Genomic DNA, 18,024 nt, shown 5'->3' with positions numbered 1-18,024 from the left:
TTGTCGAGCCATGTCGCAGAGGTGTGATGAGCCTGGACAAGACGGCGAGCAAACCGCATGAGCAACTGGCCGACCACCTGGCGGACAGCATGGAAAGCGTCAACGCGTTGATCCGGACGCGCATGGCCTCGCGCCACGCGCCGCGTATCCCCGAAGTGACGGCGCACCTGGTCGAGGCGGGCGGCAAGCGCCTGCGCCCGATGCTGACGCTGGCCACGGCGGAGCTGTGCGGCTACGAGGGCGACCACCACCTGCGCCTGGCCGCGACGGTGGAGTTTATCCACACGGCAACCCTGTTGCATGACGACGTCGTGGATGAGAGCGGACAGCGCCGGGGCCGCCCCACGGCGAACCTTCTGTGGGACAACAAATCCAGCGTCCTGGTCGGGGATTACCTGTTTTCCCGGTCGTTCCAGTTGATGGTAGAAACTGAAAACCTGCGGGTTCTGGACATCCTGGCAAACGCGTCGGCAACGATTGCCGAAGGCGAAGTTCTGCAACTGACGGCGGCGCAGGATCTGGCCACGGACGAGGCGATTTACCTGCAAGTGGTGCGCGGCAAGACGGCAGCCCTGTTTTCCGCGGCCTGCCAGGTGGGCGGCGTCATCGCGGGGGCGCAGGAAGAGCGGGTTCAGGCCCTTTATGATTACGGCGATGCGCTTGGCGTGGCGTTCCAGATCGTCGATGACCTGCTGGATTACCAGGGGGACGCGCAGAGCACCGGCAAGAACGTGGGCGACGATTTCCGCGAGCGCAAGCTGACTCTGCCGGTGATCAAGGCGGTCGCCCGCGCCGACGGGGAAGAGCGCGCGTTCTGGTCGCGCACCATCGAGAAGGGCCGCCAGGAAGAGGGCGACCTGCAGCATGCCATCGCCCTGCTGCACAAGCATGGCGCGCTTGACGCGACACGCGAAGACGCCCTTGCATGGGCCGAGCGGGCGAAGACCGCGATACGCACCCTGCCCGCGCATCCGTTGCGGCAGATGCTGACGGACCTGGCCGATTACGTGGTCGCCCGCATCAACTAGGCGCCGCACCTAGGACAGCGTCACCGCCTGCACCCACCATCCGGGACGCGCCAGTGCGCGCGCGGCCTTTTGCGCCGCCGCCTGCGTTTTGAACAGGCCAAAGCACGTTGCGCCCGAACCGGACATGCGCGCCAGGCCGCAACCGGGCTGTGCGCCGATGGCCTTGAGCACGTCACCGATCACGGGCTGAAGGGCGATGGCCGGATCCTGCAGGTCATTGCGCTGCGCCGCCAGCCAGTCGATCAGCGCCGCCGCATCGGGCCAATCCGGGAGCAGCGCGGGCATCGGCGCGTTCGACGCTTGCGTCATGCGGGCAAACACGCCGCCCGTCGGCACGGCGACGCCGGGGTTGACCAGAACCGCATTCAAGGGCGGGAAAGAGGCAAGCGGCATGACCTCTTCGCCAATCCCGCGCATCCGCGCGGCGCGCGCCAGAAGACACACAGGCACATCGGCCCCAAGGGCCGCAGCCGCCTGCGCATCCGGCAACGGCTGCCCGGTCAGCGAAGCCACCGCGCGCATGCAGGCCGCCGCGTCGGACGAGCCACCGCCAAGACCCGCAGCCGCCGGCAGGTGCTTGTCCAGCGTGACACGCACATCCGCCCCCATCAGGCGCGCGGCGCGCAGGGCAAGGTTGTCGCCGCTTAAAGGCACCCCGGCGGCCATCGGCCCCGTCACCGCGAGGTGCGGCGCAACAGACAACGCAACGCCAAGGCGATCGCCGACATCGGCAAACGCCACCACCGAGTCGAGCAGGTGGTAGCCATCGTCGCGGCGCCCGGTGATGTGCAACGTCAGGTTGACCTTTGCCGGGGCAAAGACCTCAGTCGCCATTGGCCACCTTGAGGGGATCGGAACCTTCCTCGGCCAGAACCTTATCAAGGCCAACCTCTAGCTTGCGGCGCACGCGCTCGGGGTCGATATCCTCGGACGCTTCGCCCTGGTCGATGAAGGAGAGCGCGCGGCTCCACTGAAACTCGGCCTCGCGCTTGCGTCCCACGGCCCAGAGCACATCACCGAGATGATCGTTGACGACCGGATCGACCGGCATCAACTCGACCGCGCGCTCCATGTGGGGGACCGCCTCTTTGTAGCGGCCAAGCCGGTAGAGGGCCCAGCCGAGGCTATCGACGATGTAGCCGCTGTCGGGCTGCGCCTCGACCGCGCGTTCTATCATATCAAGCGCCTCGTCCAGTTTCTGGCGCTTTTCCACGAGGGAATAGCCGAGGTAATTGAGGATCTGCGGCTGTTCGGGGTTCAGCTCAAGCGCCTTGCGAAAATCGGCCTCGGCCTGCGGCCATTGGTCCAGCCGCTCATGACTGATGGCGCGGGCGTAGTGGATGAACCACTGATCGGTTTTTTCCTCTTCATAGAGGTCCAGCGCCACGTCATAGGCGGCAACGGCCTCTTCATACCGCTCGAGCTGCCGCATCAGATCGCCCAGCGACACGTGCACCGCCGGAAGATCACCGTTGGTTTGCGCCAGTTGCTTGAGCACCTCGATGGCCGCATCGGTCCTGTTTGCCCGGCGCAGCGCCTCGGCACGGCCCAACTCGGCGCTGGCAAAGGCGGGATCATCGCGCGGAACCTTGCGGTAAGCTTCGACCGCCATCTCGTGACGGTCCAGCTCCTCCAGCAGGGCCGCGCTCATCAACAGGGCATCGGTGTGCTGCGGGCGCAGGAATTGCGCCATCCGGGCATAGATCAGGGTATATTCCGGCTCGGCCTGACCGTTGATCGCCATGGCGACGGAATGGAACACTTCGGCCATGCCTTGGCGTGCCGTCTGAAGGTGCGTGAACGGCATCGCTTCGCCGGTGGTCAGGGCCGCGCGCAGGGCTTTCATCTCGGGGTCTGAATCGCTCCCGCCGACTTGGTCGATCAGCTCGATCGCCTTGTCCGATTGGCCCAATTGGCTCAGCAGTTGAACGCGGGCCACGATACCCCGGCGCGTGTTTTGCAAGGCGCTGCCTTCGCTTTCGGCAAATATCGCCTCGGCGCCTTCGAAATCACCGACCGAGGCCAGCGCAAGCGCCTTGTGATAGCTTGCGAACCCGGCAAGCCCCTCTTGCCCGGTGACATCGTCAAACGCCGCAAGCGCGGCCGAAACATCGCCGCTCGCCATCAGGGCCCAGCCCCGCGCAAGCCCGTCCACCAGTGGCCCGACGCCATGCCCCTCGTCGATACGGGACAGGATCACCTCGCTGTTGCCGACGCTTGCCTCGTGTGCAAGCAGGGTCAGGCGCGCCAGTTGGCTTTCGATCTGGTCCGCCTCGATCTTGCGCGCGATCGGCACGGCGCGGTCCATGTTGCCAACGGCAAGATGCGACAGCAGCGCCTTTTCAAGGATGTCGGGGTTGGATGGATCGCTGACCAGCGCGCGGGTGAAATACTCGGCCGCGCTTCGGAAATCCCGTGCGGAGGCGGCCTGGCGGCCCGCCAGGTATGCGCCTACATCGTCGTCGGCCCGCACCGGCCCCACATTTGCGACGGTCGCGAAGACCGCGGCAGCGACCCCCGCGAAAATCAGTTTTCCAGCCACGCCAAGCTCCCTGACACTGATGAGATTTCAGGAGAACGTAACGCAGTTGGCGTCAAACGCAATGCGACATGCCCCGCAACCGGCCATATGGGCGCGGATTCTTGCCGCGCCCAAAGCCCGCTCAACGGCCCATTGTCACATGTTGGGGTAATTCGGCCCGTCTCCACCCTGCGGCGTGACCCAGTTGATGTTCTGCGTGGGGTCCTTGATATCACAAGTCTTGCAATGCACGCAGTTCTGGAAGTTGATGACGAACTTGGGCTCCTTGCCCTCTTCGCGCACCACCTCGTAGACGCCCGCCGGGCAATACCGCTGCGCCGGTTCATCGTATTTCGGCAAGTTCACCGCGATCGGCACCGAGGCATCCTTGAGCGTCAGGTGACAGGGCTGATTTTCCTCGTGGTTGGTCATCGAGTATGACACGTTGGTCAGCCTGTCGAAGCTCAGCTTGCCATCGGGTTTGAGATAGTCGATCTTCTTGAACTTGTCGGCCTCGCCGGTGGCGGCGGCATCGGTCTTGCCGTGCTTGAGCGTACCGAACAGCGAAAAGCCCATCGTATTGGTCCACATGTCCAGCCCGCCCAAGGCAAGGCTGGGGAGCAGGCCCCATTTCGACCACATCGGCTTGACGTTGCGGACCTTGCGCAGGTCCTTGCCAATGGCGCCCTCGCGCACGTCGGCCTCGTAGGCATCAAGCGCATCGCCGGCGCGGCCTGCCTTGATGGCCTCATGCGCAGCCTCGGCCGCGGCCTTGCCCGACAGCATGGCGTTGTGGTTGCCCTTGATGCGTGGGACGTTTACCATGCCCACCGAACACCCCAGTAGCGCCACACCCGGCGCCACCATTTTCGGCATCGACTGGTACCCGCCTTCAGTGATCGCGCGCGCGCCGTAGGCCACGCGTTTGCCGCCCTTGAGCAGCTCGGCCACCATCGGGTGATGCTTGAACCGCTGGAACTCCATGTAGGGGTACAAATGCGGGTTCTGGTAGTTCAGATGCACGACAAATCCCACGTAAATCTGATTGTTTTCAAGGTGGTAGATGAACGAGCCGCCCCCCGCATTCGAGCCAAGCGGCCAGCCCATCGTGTGGGTCACTTCGCCTTCGTTGTGCTTGTCCGGATCGACTTCCCAGATTTCCTTCATGCCGAGGCCGAATTTCTGCGGCTCCTTTCCGGCGCTCAAATCGAACTTCTCGATCACTTCCTTGGAGAGAGAGCCGCGCACGCCCTCGGACAGGAACACGTACTTGCCGTGCAGCTCCATCCCCGGCTCATATGAATCGCCGGGCGTGCCATCGGGGTTGCGGCCAAACTCGCCCGCGACGACGCCTTTGACCGCGCCGTTCTCGTCATAGACCATCTCGGAGCAAGCCATGCCCGGGAACACCTCGACGCCCAATTCCTCGGCCTGCTCGGCCATCCAGCGGCAGACATTGCCCATGCTGACGATGTAGTTGCCATGATTGCTCATCAGCGGCGGCATCGGCCACCCCGGCACGCGCAGCTTGCCACCTTGGCCCAGCATGTAGAAATTATCCTCGCGCACGGGGGTGTTGAGCGGCGCGCCCTTCTCTTTCCAGTCCGGGATCAGCGCGTTCAGGCCGCACGGGTCAAGCACCGCGCCCGAGAGGATATGCGCCCCCACCTCCGAGCCCTTTTCAAGCACCACCACGTCAAGATCAGCGTCAAGCTGCTTGAGCCGGATCGCCGCAGACAGGCCCGCAGGCCCCGCACCAACGATCACGACGTCGTATTCCATTGCTTCGCGTTCTGTCTCGGCCACGTCCGTTCCTCCGCACCTGCGCGTTGCGCCCAAAAAGTTCAGGGGAAACTAGACCACCTTGCAGGGCGGATCAATCGCGACGCTGCGGAGCAGCACTCATTTCAGGCGCCCCGCCCGACAGGCGAAAGGCGGGGCGTGCGGCATGCCGAATTTCACCGTGTTGCGACGGCCATGGCCGCCAAAAGGGCAGAATCGTGCCACACCTTCGCGATGGCGTGCCCCCTCCTCCCGCTACGGGGCCTTGACTTTGCAAGGTGTAAGCGGATTTACACAGGTGGGCGAAAAGCACCACTCCAGACACGACGCAGGGCAGTTATGGAAAAGATACCGATGACACGCGCGGGGCATGCCGCGCTGGAAGCCGAGTTGAAGCAGCTCAAGTCGGTCGAGCGGCCGGCGATCATCCGGGCCATCTCGGAGGCGCGCGAGCACGGCGATCTGTCGGAAAACGCCGAATACCACTCCGCGCGCGAAAAGCAGTCCTTCATCGAGGGCCGCATCAAGGAGTTGGAAAGCGTGATTTCGCTGGCCGAGGTGATTGACCCCTCGACCTTGTCGGGCACGGTCAAGTTCGGAGCGACGGTCACGGTCGTGGACGAGGACACCGACGAAGAAAAGACCTGGCAGATCGTGGGCGAACATGAAGCCAGCATCGAAAAGGGGCTGCTAAACATCAAATCCCCTATCGCGCGCGCCCTGATCGGCAAGGACGAGGGCGATAGCGTCGAGGTGCGCACGCCCGGCGGCGAAAAATCATACGAGATCCTGAAAATCGTGTATTCCTGATACGCATCAGTTCGGGAAAACGGGCCCATGTCCGACAATAACGATAGCCGTCCAACGCCCTTGGGCATCTATGACCGGCCAACGCAAGGCCGCATCACCGGGATCGAGATCACCTCGGTGGTGCTGTCGGTGGTCTGGCTGGGTGGTGCGGGCCTCTATTTCCTTGGCGGGGGCGAGGCCGAGGGCGACGCCGGCGCGCCGGGTGTTGACGGCGGTTTCCTGTTGAAGATGCTGGTGCTGTTCCTGCCGGTCGCGATGATCTGGGTCGCAGCCACCGCAGCGCGCGCCAGCCGCGTGATGCGCGAAGAAAGCCGCCGCCTGCAAGCCGCGATCGATGCCATCCGCCATGCCTATGTCGCGCAGAATCAAAGCAAGGGCGCGCAGAGCGACAAGACGGTGGCGGCCAAGTTGGAAGAAATCGCCGAAGCGCAGAAGAAGACCGAAACCGCGCTGGCCGTTTTCACCACGACGCGCGACCGCAACGCGCCATTGCGCGACGCGGGCCAACCCACGGGCGATTCCCAGGCGCAGGATGAACAGGCCGCGCTGCCCCTTGGCACCCCGGCGGACGAGATCGGCCCGCCCCTGTCGCGCGAAGATTTCGTGCGCGCGCTCAACTTTCCGGAAACGACCGAGGACGAGGCCGGGTTCGCCGCCCTGCGCAAGGCGCTGCAGGACCGCGAGGCGGCGCACCTGATCAGGGCCAGCCAGGACATCCTGACGCTGCTGAGCCAGGATGGCATCTACATGGACGATTTGCGCCCGGACATGGCGCGCGCCGAGATCTGGCGCCGCTTTGCCGCGGGCGAGCGCGGCCGCGCGGTGGCCGGGCTTGGCGGCATTCGCGATCGCTCGTCTCTGGCGCTGACGGCGGGACGCATGAAGCAGGACCCGATCTTTCGCGATGCGGCGCATCATTTCCTGCGCCGGTTCGACAAGATGCTGGCGGAGTTCGAGAAAACCGCCAGCGACAGCGATATATCGGACCTGGCCGGCACCCGAACGGCGCGCGCCTTCATGCTGCTGGGCCGCGTCGCGGGCATTTTCGACTAGGCGCACGCGCGCCCCGCACCACCGCCCGTTGCATCCCGCCAGTAACCCGGCTACGCCTATCGACGCTCAGCTTTGCAATCCCGCGAAAGGCCTTGGCGATGCGCTCTGATACACCCCGATCCGCCTATTGGCGCGGCGTCCGTGACGGTGCGCCGTTTCTTTTGGTAGTGACGCCATTTGCCATGCTGTTCGGGGTCGTCGCGACCGAGGCGGGGCTGAACGTGGTCGAGGCGATGGGATTTTCCATCGTGGTCATCGCCGGGGCGGCGCAGTTTGCCGCACTGCAATTGCTGGTGGATAATGCGCCGACGGTTGTGGTGCTGGCCTCGTCCCTGGCGATCAACCTGCGGATGGCGATGTATTCGGCGTCCCTGACGCCTCATATCGGCGCGGCCCCCCTGTGGCAGCGGATTCTGGCGGCATATTTCATGGTCGATCAGACCTATGCCTGCTCGATCGCGACGTATGAAACGCACCCTGATTGGACCATCCCGCAAAAGATCGCCTATTTCTTTGGCACCGTCACGCCGATCTGCCCGATGTGGTACGCGATGACGCTGGTGGGGGCGCTGATCGGGTCGGCGATGCCTGCGGGGCTGGCGCTGGATTTCGCGGTGCCGATCACCTTTATCGCGCTGATTGCGCCAATGCTGCGCACGGCCGCGCACAAGGTTGCCGCACTGGTTTCCGTCGCGCTGGCGCTGGTACTGGCGGGGCTGCCTTATAACCTTGGCCTGATGCTGGCGGCCCTCGGCGGGATGATGTCCGGCGCGCAGGTCGAGCTGTGGATGGAAAGGCGCGGGACATGGACATAGATACAACGCAACTATGGGTCGTGATCGTCCTGCTGGGCCTGGGCAGTTTCGGCCTGCGATTTGTTTTCCTGGGGCTGATCGGGGATCGCCCGATGCCGCCATGGGTGCTGCGGCACCTGCGCTACACGGCGGTGGCGGTGCTGCCGGCGCTGGTCGCGCCGATGGTGGTCTGGCCGGCGGCCACGGGTGGCGCACTGGACGCGCCGCGGATGATCGCGGCGCTTGTGACGCTGGGTGTGGGATACTTCACCAAGAACGTGCTGATGGCCATCGGCCTGGGCGCCGGGAGCCTCTATCTGTTCCTGTACCTGCTATAGGCAGCGGGCTCGGGCGATCAGCCTTCGTCCTGCGTCGCGACCTGCGCCGCGACCTCGTCGGGGTCATAGGCACGCAGCGCCTTGAACCTGTCGGCATCGTCATATTCGTACAGCGTGCGAGAACTTACACCCGGTACCTCGGCAAATTGTTCGGCCAGTTTCTTGGGAAACCAGGTTTGCTGAAACTCCGTGCCGAGCCCATTCAATTTTGCCAGAATGCGCGACGTGCTGACCGAGCATTGCGCATCGGGCACCTCGCCGTAGGACATCGCCAATTGCAGCGCCTGCTCGGCCGTCTCGGCGGGCACGTCCACCTCTTGCACCTGCACATGGTACGTCTTGCGCGCATGAAAGCGGGTGTAGACATCGGCAAGCTGCGGCGTCATCCCATAGACGACATCATCGCGCACCACGATCTTGCCGGGATCACGGAAGGATCCGGCGGGGTCGAACACCACACGCTGTGATCCATTGATCATGAGCGACGTATGCGCCCCTGCCCCGGTATCGTTGGAAATCATCGTGAACAGCGTCAGCTTGGACGGCCCATCATGGCTGTAGGCCGCGCGCGATACGGTCTCGTCGGAAACCGGCGGATCCTCCTTGACGGCGCAGCCCGACGCAAGGGTCATTGCGCAAAGCGCGGCAAACCATAGACGCATGATGTGAATCCCCAAGCAGTGGGCGCCAGGCGCGATGCCGATCAGCTATTGAACAGCGCCAGGAAGATCAGCACGCCAATCGCGATACCGCCAACCCATGTCGCCGCCTTGATGAACCCTTCAAAGGTTTTTTCCTGAACCTCGGTGTCCATTTCGCCGTGCTTGTGCTCTGCCATGTCCGTCATCCTCTTGGTTTGCAAGTTGCGCAGTTGGGTCACTTATTTATCAAAGCCCGTCATGCGTCAATGTCCCGCTCCGCGCAATGCCACAGCCAAGCGCCATCATCGCGGCGCGTACGTGTGACGCGCCCCGCCTGATGCAGGTGGTTGAGATGCGCCATCGCCTCGACCATCGCGAGGCCATAGGTGCCGCCGTCGATGGTGCGCTTGAACAGCGGCGGAAAACATTCAACCGCCGTGCGCGGGATTGAAAGATGGCGCAACAACCGGCGCAAGGCGCCATCGTGATTGTCGCGCAACTGCCGCATCCGGGTCGGCAACCCGGTGAAGGGCAGCTTGTGCCCCCCCAGAACAAGGTGATCCGGCCGCGACAGCCCTTCGAGCCGCGCGCAGGATTCAAGCCAATCGCCAAGCGGATCCGCCTCGGGCTCGGTCGGGTGGACACCGATATTGGGGCTGATCGACGGCAGGATCTGGTCGCCCGAGATCACGAGGTTATCATCGCTCGACCACAGGGTAAGGTGCTCGGGCGCGTGCCCCCCGCCGATATGCACATCCCAATCGCGCCCGGCGGCCCGGATGACATCGCCCTGCTGCACCCGGCGATACCCGACCGGCAGCGGATGCGCGATATCGGCAAAGTTGAACGGCCGCTCGGACAGCCGCTTTTCCATTATGTCGGGCGCCATGCCCGCGCTGCGCCAATAGGCCACCGCTTGCGGGCTGGGGGCCTCTTCGGCGTCAAGGATCAGCATCCGCGCCATCAACCACGCGGTGCGCGTTGTCCATAACTCGGCGCCGTGATGCTCCATGAACCAACCGGCCATGCCGACATGATCGGGGTGATGATGGGTCAGGATCACGCGCCCCACGGGCTTGCCGGACAAGGGACCATCCAGCACCTGTTGCCACAGGGCAAGGGTGCGGCGCGTCTTGACGCCGGTATCGATCAGGGTCCAATGGTCCCCCTCGTCCAGCGCGTAGATATTCACGTGATCCAGCGCAAAGGGCAGCGGAAACCGCAGCCACAGAACGCCCGTAGCGACGGCAATCACCTCTGCCTCGGCCGGCGGAGAGGGCCAAGGATACCTTATGCCGGTCGCCGCGCCGTCCATCACGCGGTCAGTTCTTCGGCGGTGAAGGCATAGAGATCATCCGCGCCCGCCATCGCATGCGCCAGAAGGCCCGCATGTTCAGGCAAAAGGCGGTTGATATAAAAACGCGCCAGCTTGGTCCGGGGGCCATCGGCGGCATCCTCGGCCATGGCCGCGCGCAGGTGGTAATGCCCGCCCAGAACCCGGGCGAACCCGTGCAGGAACGGCACCGATCCGGCAAAGCGATTGGGCATGCTCCCCTCATCGGCCAGCCATTCAACCGTCTCGCGCAGCGTTTCGCTGGCTTGCCAAACGGGTTCGGCCAACTCCGGCAGCGATGCGCGAGCGGTTTCGGCGTGGGCCTCGATCTCGTCCAGAAGGCGGGCGGCGGCCTCGCCCCCGTCGGCCATCTTGCGCCCGACCAGGTCCATCGCCTGAATGCCGTTGGTGCCCTCGTAGATCGCCGTGACACGCGCATCGCGGCTAAACTGCGCGGCGCCGGTTTCCTCGACAAAGCCCATGCCGCCATGCACCTGCACGCCCATTTCGGCAACCGCGATCCCGGTTTCCGATCCGAACGCCTTGGCGATCGGCGTCAGCAGCGCGGCGCGGGCCTTCCAATCGTCTTGCCCGGTCGCGCGCGCCAGATCCAGCGCAATCGCACAGTTCAGCACAATCGCGCGGGCCGCATAGGTATCGGCCTTCATCGTCAGGAGCATCCGGCGCACATCCGCGTGCTCGATGATCGGGCCCATCTGGTTGCGCTCGGCGGCATAGTCGAGCGCCTGCTGCGTCGCCCCTTCGGCAATGCCGACGCCTTGGGCCCCCACGGCAAGGCGGGCGTTGTTCATCATGGTGAACATGGCCGCCATGCCCTTGTGCTCGGCGCCGACAAGCCACCCGGTGGCGCCGTCATACTGCATCACCGCCGTGGGGCTGGCATGGATACCCAGCTTGTGCTCCAGGCTGACCACCGACAGGTCATTGGCGGGCCCGAGGCTTCCGTCGTCATTGGGGATGTACTTGGGCACCATGAACAGGCTGATCCCCTTGGTGCCCGGCGCGGCATCCGGCAGGCGCGCCAGAACCAGGTGGCAGACATTGCCGCCGAAATCGTGATCGCCCCATGTGATATAGATCTTCTGCCCGGTGATCGCATAGCTGCCGTCGCCATTGGGCATGGCACGGGTTTTCAATGCGCCCACGTCGCTACCGGCCTGCGGCTCGGTCAGGTTCATCGTGCCGGTCCATTCGCCACTGATCAGGCGCGGCAGGTACATTTGCTTGATCTCGTCGCTGGCGTGATGCTCAAGCGCCTCGATCTGCCCCTGGGTCAGCAACGGACACAGGCCAAGCGACAGATCGGTGGCCGACATCATCTCGTTGAACGCGGTGGTCAGCGCGATCGGCAGGCCCATGCCGCCGTAATCCGGGCCGGCCGAAATGGCGACCCACCCGCCCTCGGTCAAGGCGGTGAAGGCCTCCTTGTACCCCGGCGGCGTGCGCACGACACCGTTTTCCAGCACCGAATGCGTCTCGTCCCCAACCCGGCGCAGCGGCGCGATCACCTCTTCGGTCAGGCGGCCCGCCTCGGTCAGGATCGCATCGGTTACGTCCTGCGTCGCCTCGGAAAATCGCTCGGTCGCGGCCACGGCCTCCATGTCCGAGACATGGGCAAAGATGAACTTGTAGTCCTCAACGGGTGCGCGGTATGGCATCTCGTCCCTCCTTGACGTGGAACGGCTTGGAATTCTCACCGGCCGCTTGTATGCACTGGGGTCTCGCGTGCAAGGGTAAACGCACGCGCAGCCCCATCAACCCGGAACGCGGCGTCACAAACAAAAATGCCCCCCCTTTCCACAGAAACGCTTGCGCCCGATGAGGGCGGTATCGCGCGCGCCGCCGCCTTGTTGGAGGGTGGCGGTCTTGTCGCGCTGCCGACGGAAACAGTTTACGGGCTGGGGGCGGATGCACGCAATGGGCTGGCCGTCGCCCGCATATTCGAGGCAAAGGGCCGGCCGCGGTTCAATCCGCTGATCGTGCATGTCGCCTCGATCCAGGCGGCGCAGCGCTACGTGGAGTGGCCCGAACAGGCCGATGTATTGGCCGGGGCGTTCTGGCCCGGGCCGCTGACGCTGGTGCTACCGCTGCGCGCCGACGCGGGCCTGTCGCCACTGGTGACGGCGGGGCTAGACACACTGGCGATCCGCGTGCCGGCGCATCCGTTGGCGCGGCGGTTGCTTGAGGTGTTCGGCGGCCCGGTCGCGGCGCCGTCGGCAAACCCATCGGGCCGGATCAGCCCGACAACGGCGGCGCATGTGCTGGCGGGGCTGTCGGGCCGGATCGACGCGGTTCTGGATGGCGGCCCCTGCCCCGTCGGCGTGGAAAGCACCATCGTGGGGCTGTCGCCAAGGCCTGCGCTGTTGCGGCCGGGCGGCTTGCCGTCCGAGGCGATCGAGGCGGCGCTTGGCGAAGCGCTGGCCGCGCATGAGGATGGCGCCGCCCCCACGGCACCCGGGCAGCTTGCATCGCATTATGCACCGAACGCGGGGATGCGCCTCAACGCCGAAACCCCGCGCGAAGGCGAAGCGTTCCTTGGCTTCGGCCCCGGAGCATGTGATCTGAACCTGTCGGAAAGCGGCGACTTGACCGAGGCGGCCGCGAACCTCTTCGGGCACCTTCACCAACTGGACGCAAGCGGGGCCAAGGCCATCGCCGTGGCGCCGATCCCCGATCGCGGGCTGGGCCGGGCGATCAATGACAGGCTACGCCGCGCCGCCGCGCCGCGCACCTAAGCGATCAGGCGCGCCCCGCCGACGACGACAGGGTCATCGGATCGACCCCCAAACTGGCCAGCGCGGCATCCCACTTGCCCTCGTCGGGGGTGTCGAACACCAGCCGCCGCGTCGCATCGCAGGTCAGCCATCCGTTCTGCGACAGCTCCGCCTCAAGCTGCCCGGCCCCCCATCCGGCATATCCCAGCATGACCATCGCCTGCTCCGGCCCTTGGCCCTGCGCCAGCGCCTCAAGCACGTCCTGCGTCGCGGTCATCCCAAACCCGCCGGGCACCTCAAGCGTGCTTATCGGCGATGTGTAGTCGCCCCCGTGCAGCACGAATCCCCTCGCATGCTCCACCGGGCCGCCTATATGAACGGGAAGATTGCGCGCAGTTTGCGTGTGCTCGATCGATAGCTGCTCGAACAGATCGAAGAGACGCACATCCATGGTCGGCTTGTTGATGATCAACCCCATCGCGCCCTCATCCGAGTGGGCACAGATCATGACAAGGGACATGTTGAATCGAAAATCACCCATGCCCGGCATCGCGACCAGGAGTTTCCCCGTCAAATCGAATGGCTCACCAGTACCGGATGACATTCTCATACACTTTCAAAGCGGCCCACCAACAGCATGCAGCCGCGTTTGCGGCAGTTCAAGCACCACCTGTCGCCACAAGGCAATGTGGCGCGAAAATAAGCAACCTCGCCTGAATGTGAATTGGCATTTGCCGCATGATGCCCCAAGACCGTGACATGACTTGCTCAGCACCTCGGGCGCTTTGCCGCCTTTTGATCCTTTTCTGCGCCCTGTTCATCCTGCCGGTCCCCTCCACGGCACAGGAAGGCATGGCGCGGCTGACCGTGCTGCCCGGCTGGCGCAGCGACGAGGGCGTGCACATCGCGGCGTTGCACGTGACGTTGGCACCGGGGTGGAAAACCTACTGGCGCGCGCCCGGCGACGCGGGCATCCCCCCCGAGATAGACCTGCGCGGCGCGCAGAACCTTGCAGGCGTGGCGCCGGTGTGGCCCACGCCGGTGGTGTTTTGGCAAAACGGGATGCGGTCCATCGGCTACAAGAACGACCTGGTTCTGCCGTTGCGGGTGGCGGCCCAATCGCCGGGTCAGGACATCACCCTTGCAGGCCGCGTCACGATGGGTGTGTGCGAGGATATCTGCATCCCGTTCACCGTATCATTCGACACGACCCTGCCCGCCGGGCAATCCCGCCCCGATCCACGCATCATCGAGGCCCTGAAAAACAGGCCCCTTTCGGCGGAAAAGGCCGGGGTTCGCGATGTGCGCTGTACGATCGCCCCTACGGCGGACGGGATCGAGATCGCCGCGGCGATCACCATGCCGGCGGCAGGAGGGACTGAAACCGTGGTCCTGGAAACCGATGACCCGCAGATATGGGTGGCGGAAGCGGACAGCGTGCGCAAAGGCGGCGTGCTGCACGCCAAGACCGAGCTGGCCCATGTTTACGGCGATGCGTTCGCGGTCAACCGGGCGGGCCTGCGCCTGACGGTTCTGGGCAAGGATCGCGCGGTGGACATCAAGGGGTGCCCGGCGCGCTAGCCTCCCGCCGGTCCGTCACGCCAAACGACGCCCGCGAACCGCAAGCACCCCGGCCGCCCCCGCGAACAGCATCAGGATCAGCGCCGCCGCCCCCGCCAGGAACAGGCCGAACGCCACCGGCATCGCCTGCACATCGGCCAGCGCAGGCCACAGCCGCAGCAGCGCAGGATGCAGCGCCCCGGTCCACGCCGCCCAGCCCATCGTCGCCCCCAGCCACGCGGCCAGCACCCCCGCCCCGGCCCATAGCGGCCACCGCAGCCCGCGTGCCCGCAACCCGTGGCGCAACGCCACGACCTGCCGCGCGACATCGGCCTGCGCGGCCACCATCGCGGGCACCACCAGAAGCACCAGCACCATGCCAAAGCCCAACCCGTAAACCAGCGTGATTACCGTCGGCTTGAGGAACTGCGCCTGCTGCGATTGCTCATAAAGCAGCGGCGCCAGCCCCAGCACCGTCGTCAGCGTCGTCAGCAGCACCGCGCGCAGCCGGTCCACCGCGCCATCAATGATCGCCGGCGTCAGGCCGCGTTCCCGCGCGTGTTCGTCAATCGAGGTGACCAACACGATGGAATCGTTTATGATTATGCCTGTCATACCCAGCAACCCAACGACCGAAAACATCGATAGCGGCACGTCCCAATAGGCATGCCCCCAGATCGCGCCGGTCAACCCGAAGGGGATGATCGCCATCACCACCAGCGGCCGCGTCCAATTGGCAAACACCCACGCCAGCACCAAGTATATACCGACCAGACACAGGATCAGCCCGGTGGCGGCATCCGACAGAAACTCGTTTTCCTGCTCGGACAGCCCCGACATGCGCCATTCGACCTGGTGGCGGCTGGCGATGGCGGGCAGAATATCGGCTTCCAACGCGCGCATGATCTCGCTCGCGCGGGCGGCGTCGTCCTGCTTGAGATCGCCAGTGACCGAGATCACCCGCACCCCGTTTTCGCGCCGCACCGTGGAAAAGCCATAGCGACTACTGGTGCTTACCACTTCGGACAGGGGGACATAGGTGCCCGTGGGCGCGCGCAATTGCATCCGGTCGATGAAATCCGCGCTGAGTTCATCGTCGGGCAATTGCACGCGGATCGCCGCGCTGCGCGAACCATCGGGATAGGTGGCGGCCTCCAGCCCATTGAGCCGATGGCGTAGAACCCGGCCAAGCCCATCGATATCGAACCCAAGCGCGCGGCCCTGCGGGGTCAGCTCCAGGATCAGCTCGCGCTTGTCATAGGCAAGGTTGTCTTCTACCGCCGACGCCTCGGGAATGCGCGACAACTCGGATTTGAGCGCCTCGCTCGCGGTCTTGAGTGTCTCGGCGCTGGCGCCGAAAAACTCGACATGCAGGGCATCCCCGCCCGGCCCCGACCGCCAGCCGCGAAAGCTGATGGTTTCGGCCATGGGGTGCCGCTCCACCGCCTCTTGCAGATCGCCGACAAAGGCAAAACTGGAATAGGGGCGCAGATCGGCGTCGATCAATTCGATCGATATCCCGCCAAGCAGATCGGCGTCCTTGGTATCGCTGCCCGGCAGGGGAAAGCCCGCGTTGCCGCCCACCTCGGCCATGACATAGGCCAGCGGGTTGCGGCCATGCTCGGCCTCGTATTTCTTGCCCAGCTCCTCGGTCGCGCGCTGCATCTCGCGCATCATCGCAAGGGAGTCGGCGCGGCTCGCCCCCTCCAGCATGGCAAAATTGCCGGTTACGCTGCCGCGCTCGGGCGCATTGAAAAACCGCCACGGCACATCGCCGCGCACCAGTTGCGCCACCTGCACCGCCAACAGCAAAACCGCCAGCGCCATAACCGGGTAGCGCAGCGCGATCACCAGCCCCATTAACGGGCGGAACAGGTGCTCGCGGATCAGGCGAAAGCCGCGGTTCACCACCCTGCTGGGGAAATCATACCAATGCTCCCGTGCCGAATGCACAAGCGCATGCGACATGTGGTTCGGCAGGATCAGGAAACACTCCACCAGCGACGCGGTCAGCACCGCGATCACCGTGAACGGTATGTCGGAAATCAGATCACCGAACCGCCCGCCCACGGCCACCAACGCGAAGAACGCGATCACCGTGGTCAGCGTCGCGGAAAACACCGGCATCGCCATGCGCCGCGCGGCGTTCTCGGCGGCCTGCACGGGGGCCTCGCCCATGCGGCGCACGCGCGCGTCGGCGTGTTCCCCCACCACGATGGCATCGTCCACGACCATACCCAGCGTGATGATCAACGCGAACAGCGATACCATGTTCAGGGTCAAGCCGCCCACATACATCAGCGCGATCGCCGCCAGCAGGGATACCGGAATGCCCGCCGCCACCCAGAACGCCGTGCGCGCGTTGAGAAAGAGAAACAACAGCCCCACCACCAACGCCAAACCAAGCGCCGCGTTGTCCAGCAATATCGACAGACGGTCCGAGATCATCTCGGCCCGGGTGCGTATCAAATCAATGCCGACATCGGCGGGCAACGTCGCCTCAAGCTCGGCCGCGACCCGCTCTACCGTGTCCTGTATCGCGATGGCATCGCCCGCCTGCGAGCGATCCACCCGGACCGAGATCGCCGGGTCGGGCCCGACGAAATAGGCGCGCGCCCGGTTTGCGCCCTCGACCCGGATATCGGCCACGTCACCCACGCTCAGGCTGGTGCCGTCCGGTGCCGAACGAAGAACGATCGCCGCGATCTGATCGGGGCCGCGCTTTTCCACGCCGGTGCGCACCCGCGCGCCGGCCCCGGTGACATCGCCCGCCGGGGCGGTATCGACCTCCGCCGCGATGGCCGAGGCGATCTCGGCCATTGTCACGTCATGCGCGATCAGCCGGGCCAAGGGCACCTCGACCACGGTCTCGGGCGCGGCGACACCGCGTATCGTGGTGCGCGTGACCCCTTCGGCGAACAGGCGCGTGACGAACTCGTCCGCGAAGCCGCCCAACTGGTCCACGGCCACCGGCCCGGTGATCACCACATCCGTGACGCGGTCATGCCACGCGCCCCGGCGCACTGTCGGCTCTTCGGCCTCGTCCGGCAGGGTGGTGATCGCATCGACGGCCGTTTGCACATCGGCGGCGGCGCGGGCCATGTCCCACCCCGGCTCGAACTCCAGCGATATGTTCGCGCGCCCCTCTGTCGAGGTGCTAGAGCTGCTCTCAACGCCCTCCACGGCCAACAGGGCGGGCTCCAGTAGTTGCACGATCGCGCCGTCCACGTCTTCGGCACCTGCTCCTTCCCACTGGATGCTGACATTGACGTTATCCACGATCACGTCTGGAAAGAACTGCGCGCGCATGCGCGGCGCGGCGGCGATACCGGCGACGATCAGCACCACCAACAGCAGGTTCGCCAGCGTCTTGTGCCGGGTGAAATAGGACAGGATCCCGCCCACGGCCATTGTAGCGTGCCGCGCCAT

At 65.1% G+C, this 18,024-nt stretch carries 16 protein-coding genes; 7 read left to right on the top strand and 9 right to left on the bottom strand.

What is annotated here, in order from left to right; all coding sequences use genetic code 11:
• Positions 1 to 26 precede the first annotated feature (26 nt).
• Entirely contained in the window at positions 27 to 1,028 is a 1,002-nt protein-coding gene (locus G568_RS0111865) for a polyprenyl synthetase family protein (RefSeq protein WP_026758245.1), read from the top strand.
• Between the two features lie 9 nt (positions 1,029 to 1,037).
• Here G568_RS0111865 and G568_RS0111860 read toward each other — a convergent pair whose 3' ends face one another.
• The 3 genes from G568_RS0111860 to G568_RS0111850 form a co-directional block, all read right to left on the bottom strand.
• A complete protein-coding gene (locus tag G568_RS0111860; protein ID WP_026758244.1) occupies positions 1,038 to 1,862 on the bottom strand; it encodes a 4-(cytidine 5'-diphospho)-2-C-methyl-D-erythritol kinase in 825 nt (274 codons plus the stop codon).
• A complete protein-coding gene (locus G568_RS0111855; protein WP_245582937.1) occupies positions 1,852 to 3,570 on the bottom strand; it encodes a tetratricopeptide repeat protein in 1,719 nt (572 codons plus the stop codon). Before G568_RS0111855 ends, G568_RS0111860 begins: the two co-directional genes overlap by 11 nt.
• Positions 3,571 to 3,705: 135 nt before the next feature.
• Positions 3,706 to 5,355 (bottom strand): electron transfer flavoprotein-ubiquinone oxidoreductase, encoded by a 1,650-nt coding sequence (locus G568_RS0111850; protein ID WP_026758242.1) that lies wholly within the window; start codon positions 5,353 to 5,355, stop codon positions 3,706 to 3,708.
• Between the two features lie 315 nt (positions 5,356 to 5,670).
• On the opposite strand from G568_RS0111850, the gene greA reads away from it, so the two are divergent.
• From greA to G568_RS0111830, 4 genes are all read left to right on the top strand, one after another.
• A complete protein-coding gene (gene greA / locus G568_RS0111845; RefSeq protein ID WP_026758241.1) occupies positions 5,671 to 6,141 on the top strand; it encodes a transcription elongation factor GreA in 471 nt (156 codons plus the stop codon).
• Between the two features lie 27 nt (positions 6,142 to 6,168).
• Complete coding sequence (locus tag G568_RS0111840; RefSeq protein WP_026758240.1) at positions 6,169 to 7,194, top strand: hypothetical protein; 1,026 nt, start codon at positions 6,169 to 6,171, stop codon at positions 7,192 to 7,194.
• Positions 7,195 to 7,292: 98 nt separating this feature from the next.
• Positions 7,293 to 8,009 (top strand): AzlC family ABC transporter permease, encoded by a 717-nt coding sequence (locus G568_RS0111835; RefSeq protein ID WP_026758239.1) that lies wholly within the window; start codon positions 7,293 to 7,295, stop codon positions 8,007 to 8,009.
• A complete protein-coding gene (locus G568_RS0111830) occupies positions 8,000 to 8,326 on the top strand; it encodes an AzlD domain-containing protein (protein WP_026758238.1) in 327 nt (108 codons plus the stop codon). Before G568_RS0111835 ends, G568_RS0111830 begins: the two co-directional genes overlap by 10 nt.
• A 17-nt stretch (positions 8,327 to 8,343) precedes the next feature.
• Here the strand turns inward: G568_RS0111830 and G568_RS0111825 are convergent, their stop codons facing one another.
• The 4 genes from G568_RS0111825 to G568_RS0111810 are packed head-to-tail and all read right to left on the bottom strand — an operon-like array spanning position 8,344 to position 11,979.
• Positions 8,344 to 8,988 carry a hypothetical protein gene (locus G568_RS0111825; protein WP_026758237.1) on the bottom strand — a complete coding sequence of 215 codons (645 nt, stop codon included), beginning with the start codon at positions 8,986 to 8,988 and terminating at the stop codon, positions 8,344 to 8,346.
• A 41-nt stretch (positions 8,989 to 9,029) separates the two neighbouring features.
• Positions 9,030 to 9,164 (bottom strand): aa3-type cytochrome c oxidase subunit IV, encoded by a 135-nt coding sequence (locus tag G568_RS0111820; RefSeq protein WP_026758236.1) that lies wholly within the window; start codon positions 9,162 to 9,164, stop codon positions 9,030 to 9,032.
• 59 nt (positions 9,165 to 9,223) lie between these two features.
• Positions 9,224 to 10,282, bottom strand: coding sequence for an MBL fold metallo-hydrolase (locus G568_RS0111815; protein ID WP_026758235.1), 1,059 nt, complete (start codon positions 10,280 to 10,282; stop codon positions 9,224 to 9,226).
• Positions 10,282 to 11,979 (bottom strand): acyl-CoA dehydrogenase family protein, encoded by a 1,698-nt coding sequence (locus G568_RS0111810; RefSeq protein WP_026758234.1) that lies wholly within the window; start codon positions 11,977 to 11,979, stop codon positions 10,282 to 10,284. Before G568_RS0111810 ends, G568_RS0111815 begins: the two co-directional genes overlap by 1 nt.
• Positions 11,980 to 12,105: 126 nt before the next feature.
• On the opposite strand from G568_RS0111810, the gene G568_RS0111805 reads away from it, so the two are divergent.
• The gene (locus G568_RS0111805) at positions 12,106 to 13,056 is read left to right on the top strand and encodes an L-threonylcarbamoyladenylate synthase (protein ID WP_026758233.1); all 951 of its coding nucleotides are present in this window, start codon (positions 12,106 to 12,108) and stop codon (positions 13,054 to 13,056) included.
• A gap of 4 nt (positions 13,057 to 13,060) precedes the next feature.
• Here the strand turns inward: G568_RS0111805 and G568_RS0111800 are convergent, their stop codons facing one another.
• Positions 13,061 to 13,639 (bottom strand): YqgE/AlgH family protein, encoded by a 579-nt coding sequence (locus G568_RS0111800; RefSeq protein WP_026758232.1) that lies wholly within the window; start codon positions 13,637 to 13,639, stop codon positions 13,061 to 13,063.
• A gap of 155 nt (positions 13,640 to 13,794) precedes the next feature.
• Between G568_RS0111800 and G568_RS0111795 the strand changes: the two genes are divergently transcribed.
• Positions 13,795 to 14,616: a protein-disulfide reductase DsbD domain-containing protein gene (locus G568_RS0111795; RefSeq protein ID WP_084627394.1), complete on the top strand. Its 822-nt coding sequence runs from the start codon at positions 13,795 to 13,797 to the stop codon at positions 14,614 to 14,616.
• A 15-nt stretch (positions 14,617 to 14,631) separates the two neighbouring features.
• On the opposite strand, the gene G568_RS0111790 is transcribed toward G568_RS0111795, so the two are convergent.
• Positions 14,632 to 18,024 carry an efflux RND transporter permease subunit gene (locus G568_RS0111790; RefSeq protein ID WP_026758230.1) on the bottom strand — a complete coding sequence of 1,131 codons (3,393 nt, stop codon included), beginning with the start codon at positions 18,022 to 18,024 and terminating at the stop codon, positions 14,632 to 14,634.

The sequence above is a fragment of the Sediminimonas qiaohouensis DSM 21189 genome, assembly GCF_000423645.1.
In the GTDB taxonomy this organism is placed as follows: Bacteria; Pseudomonadota; Alphaproteobacteria; order Rhodobacterales; family Rhodobacteraceae; genus Sediminimonas; species Sediminimonas qiaohouensis.
The sequence above is the reverse complement of the archived record's forward strand: the minus strand, read 5'-3'. Positions and strand labels throughout refer to the sequence as shown.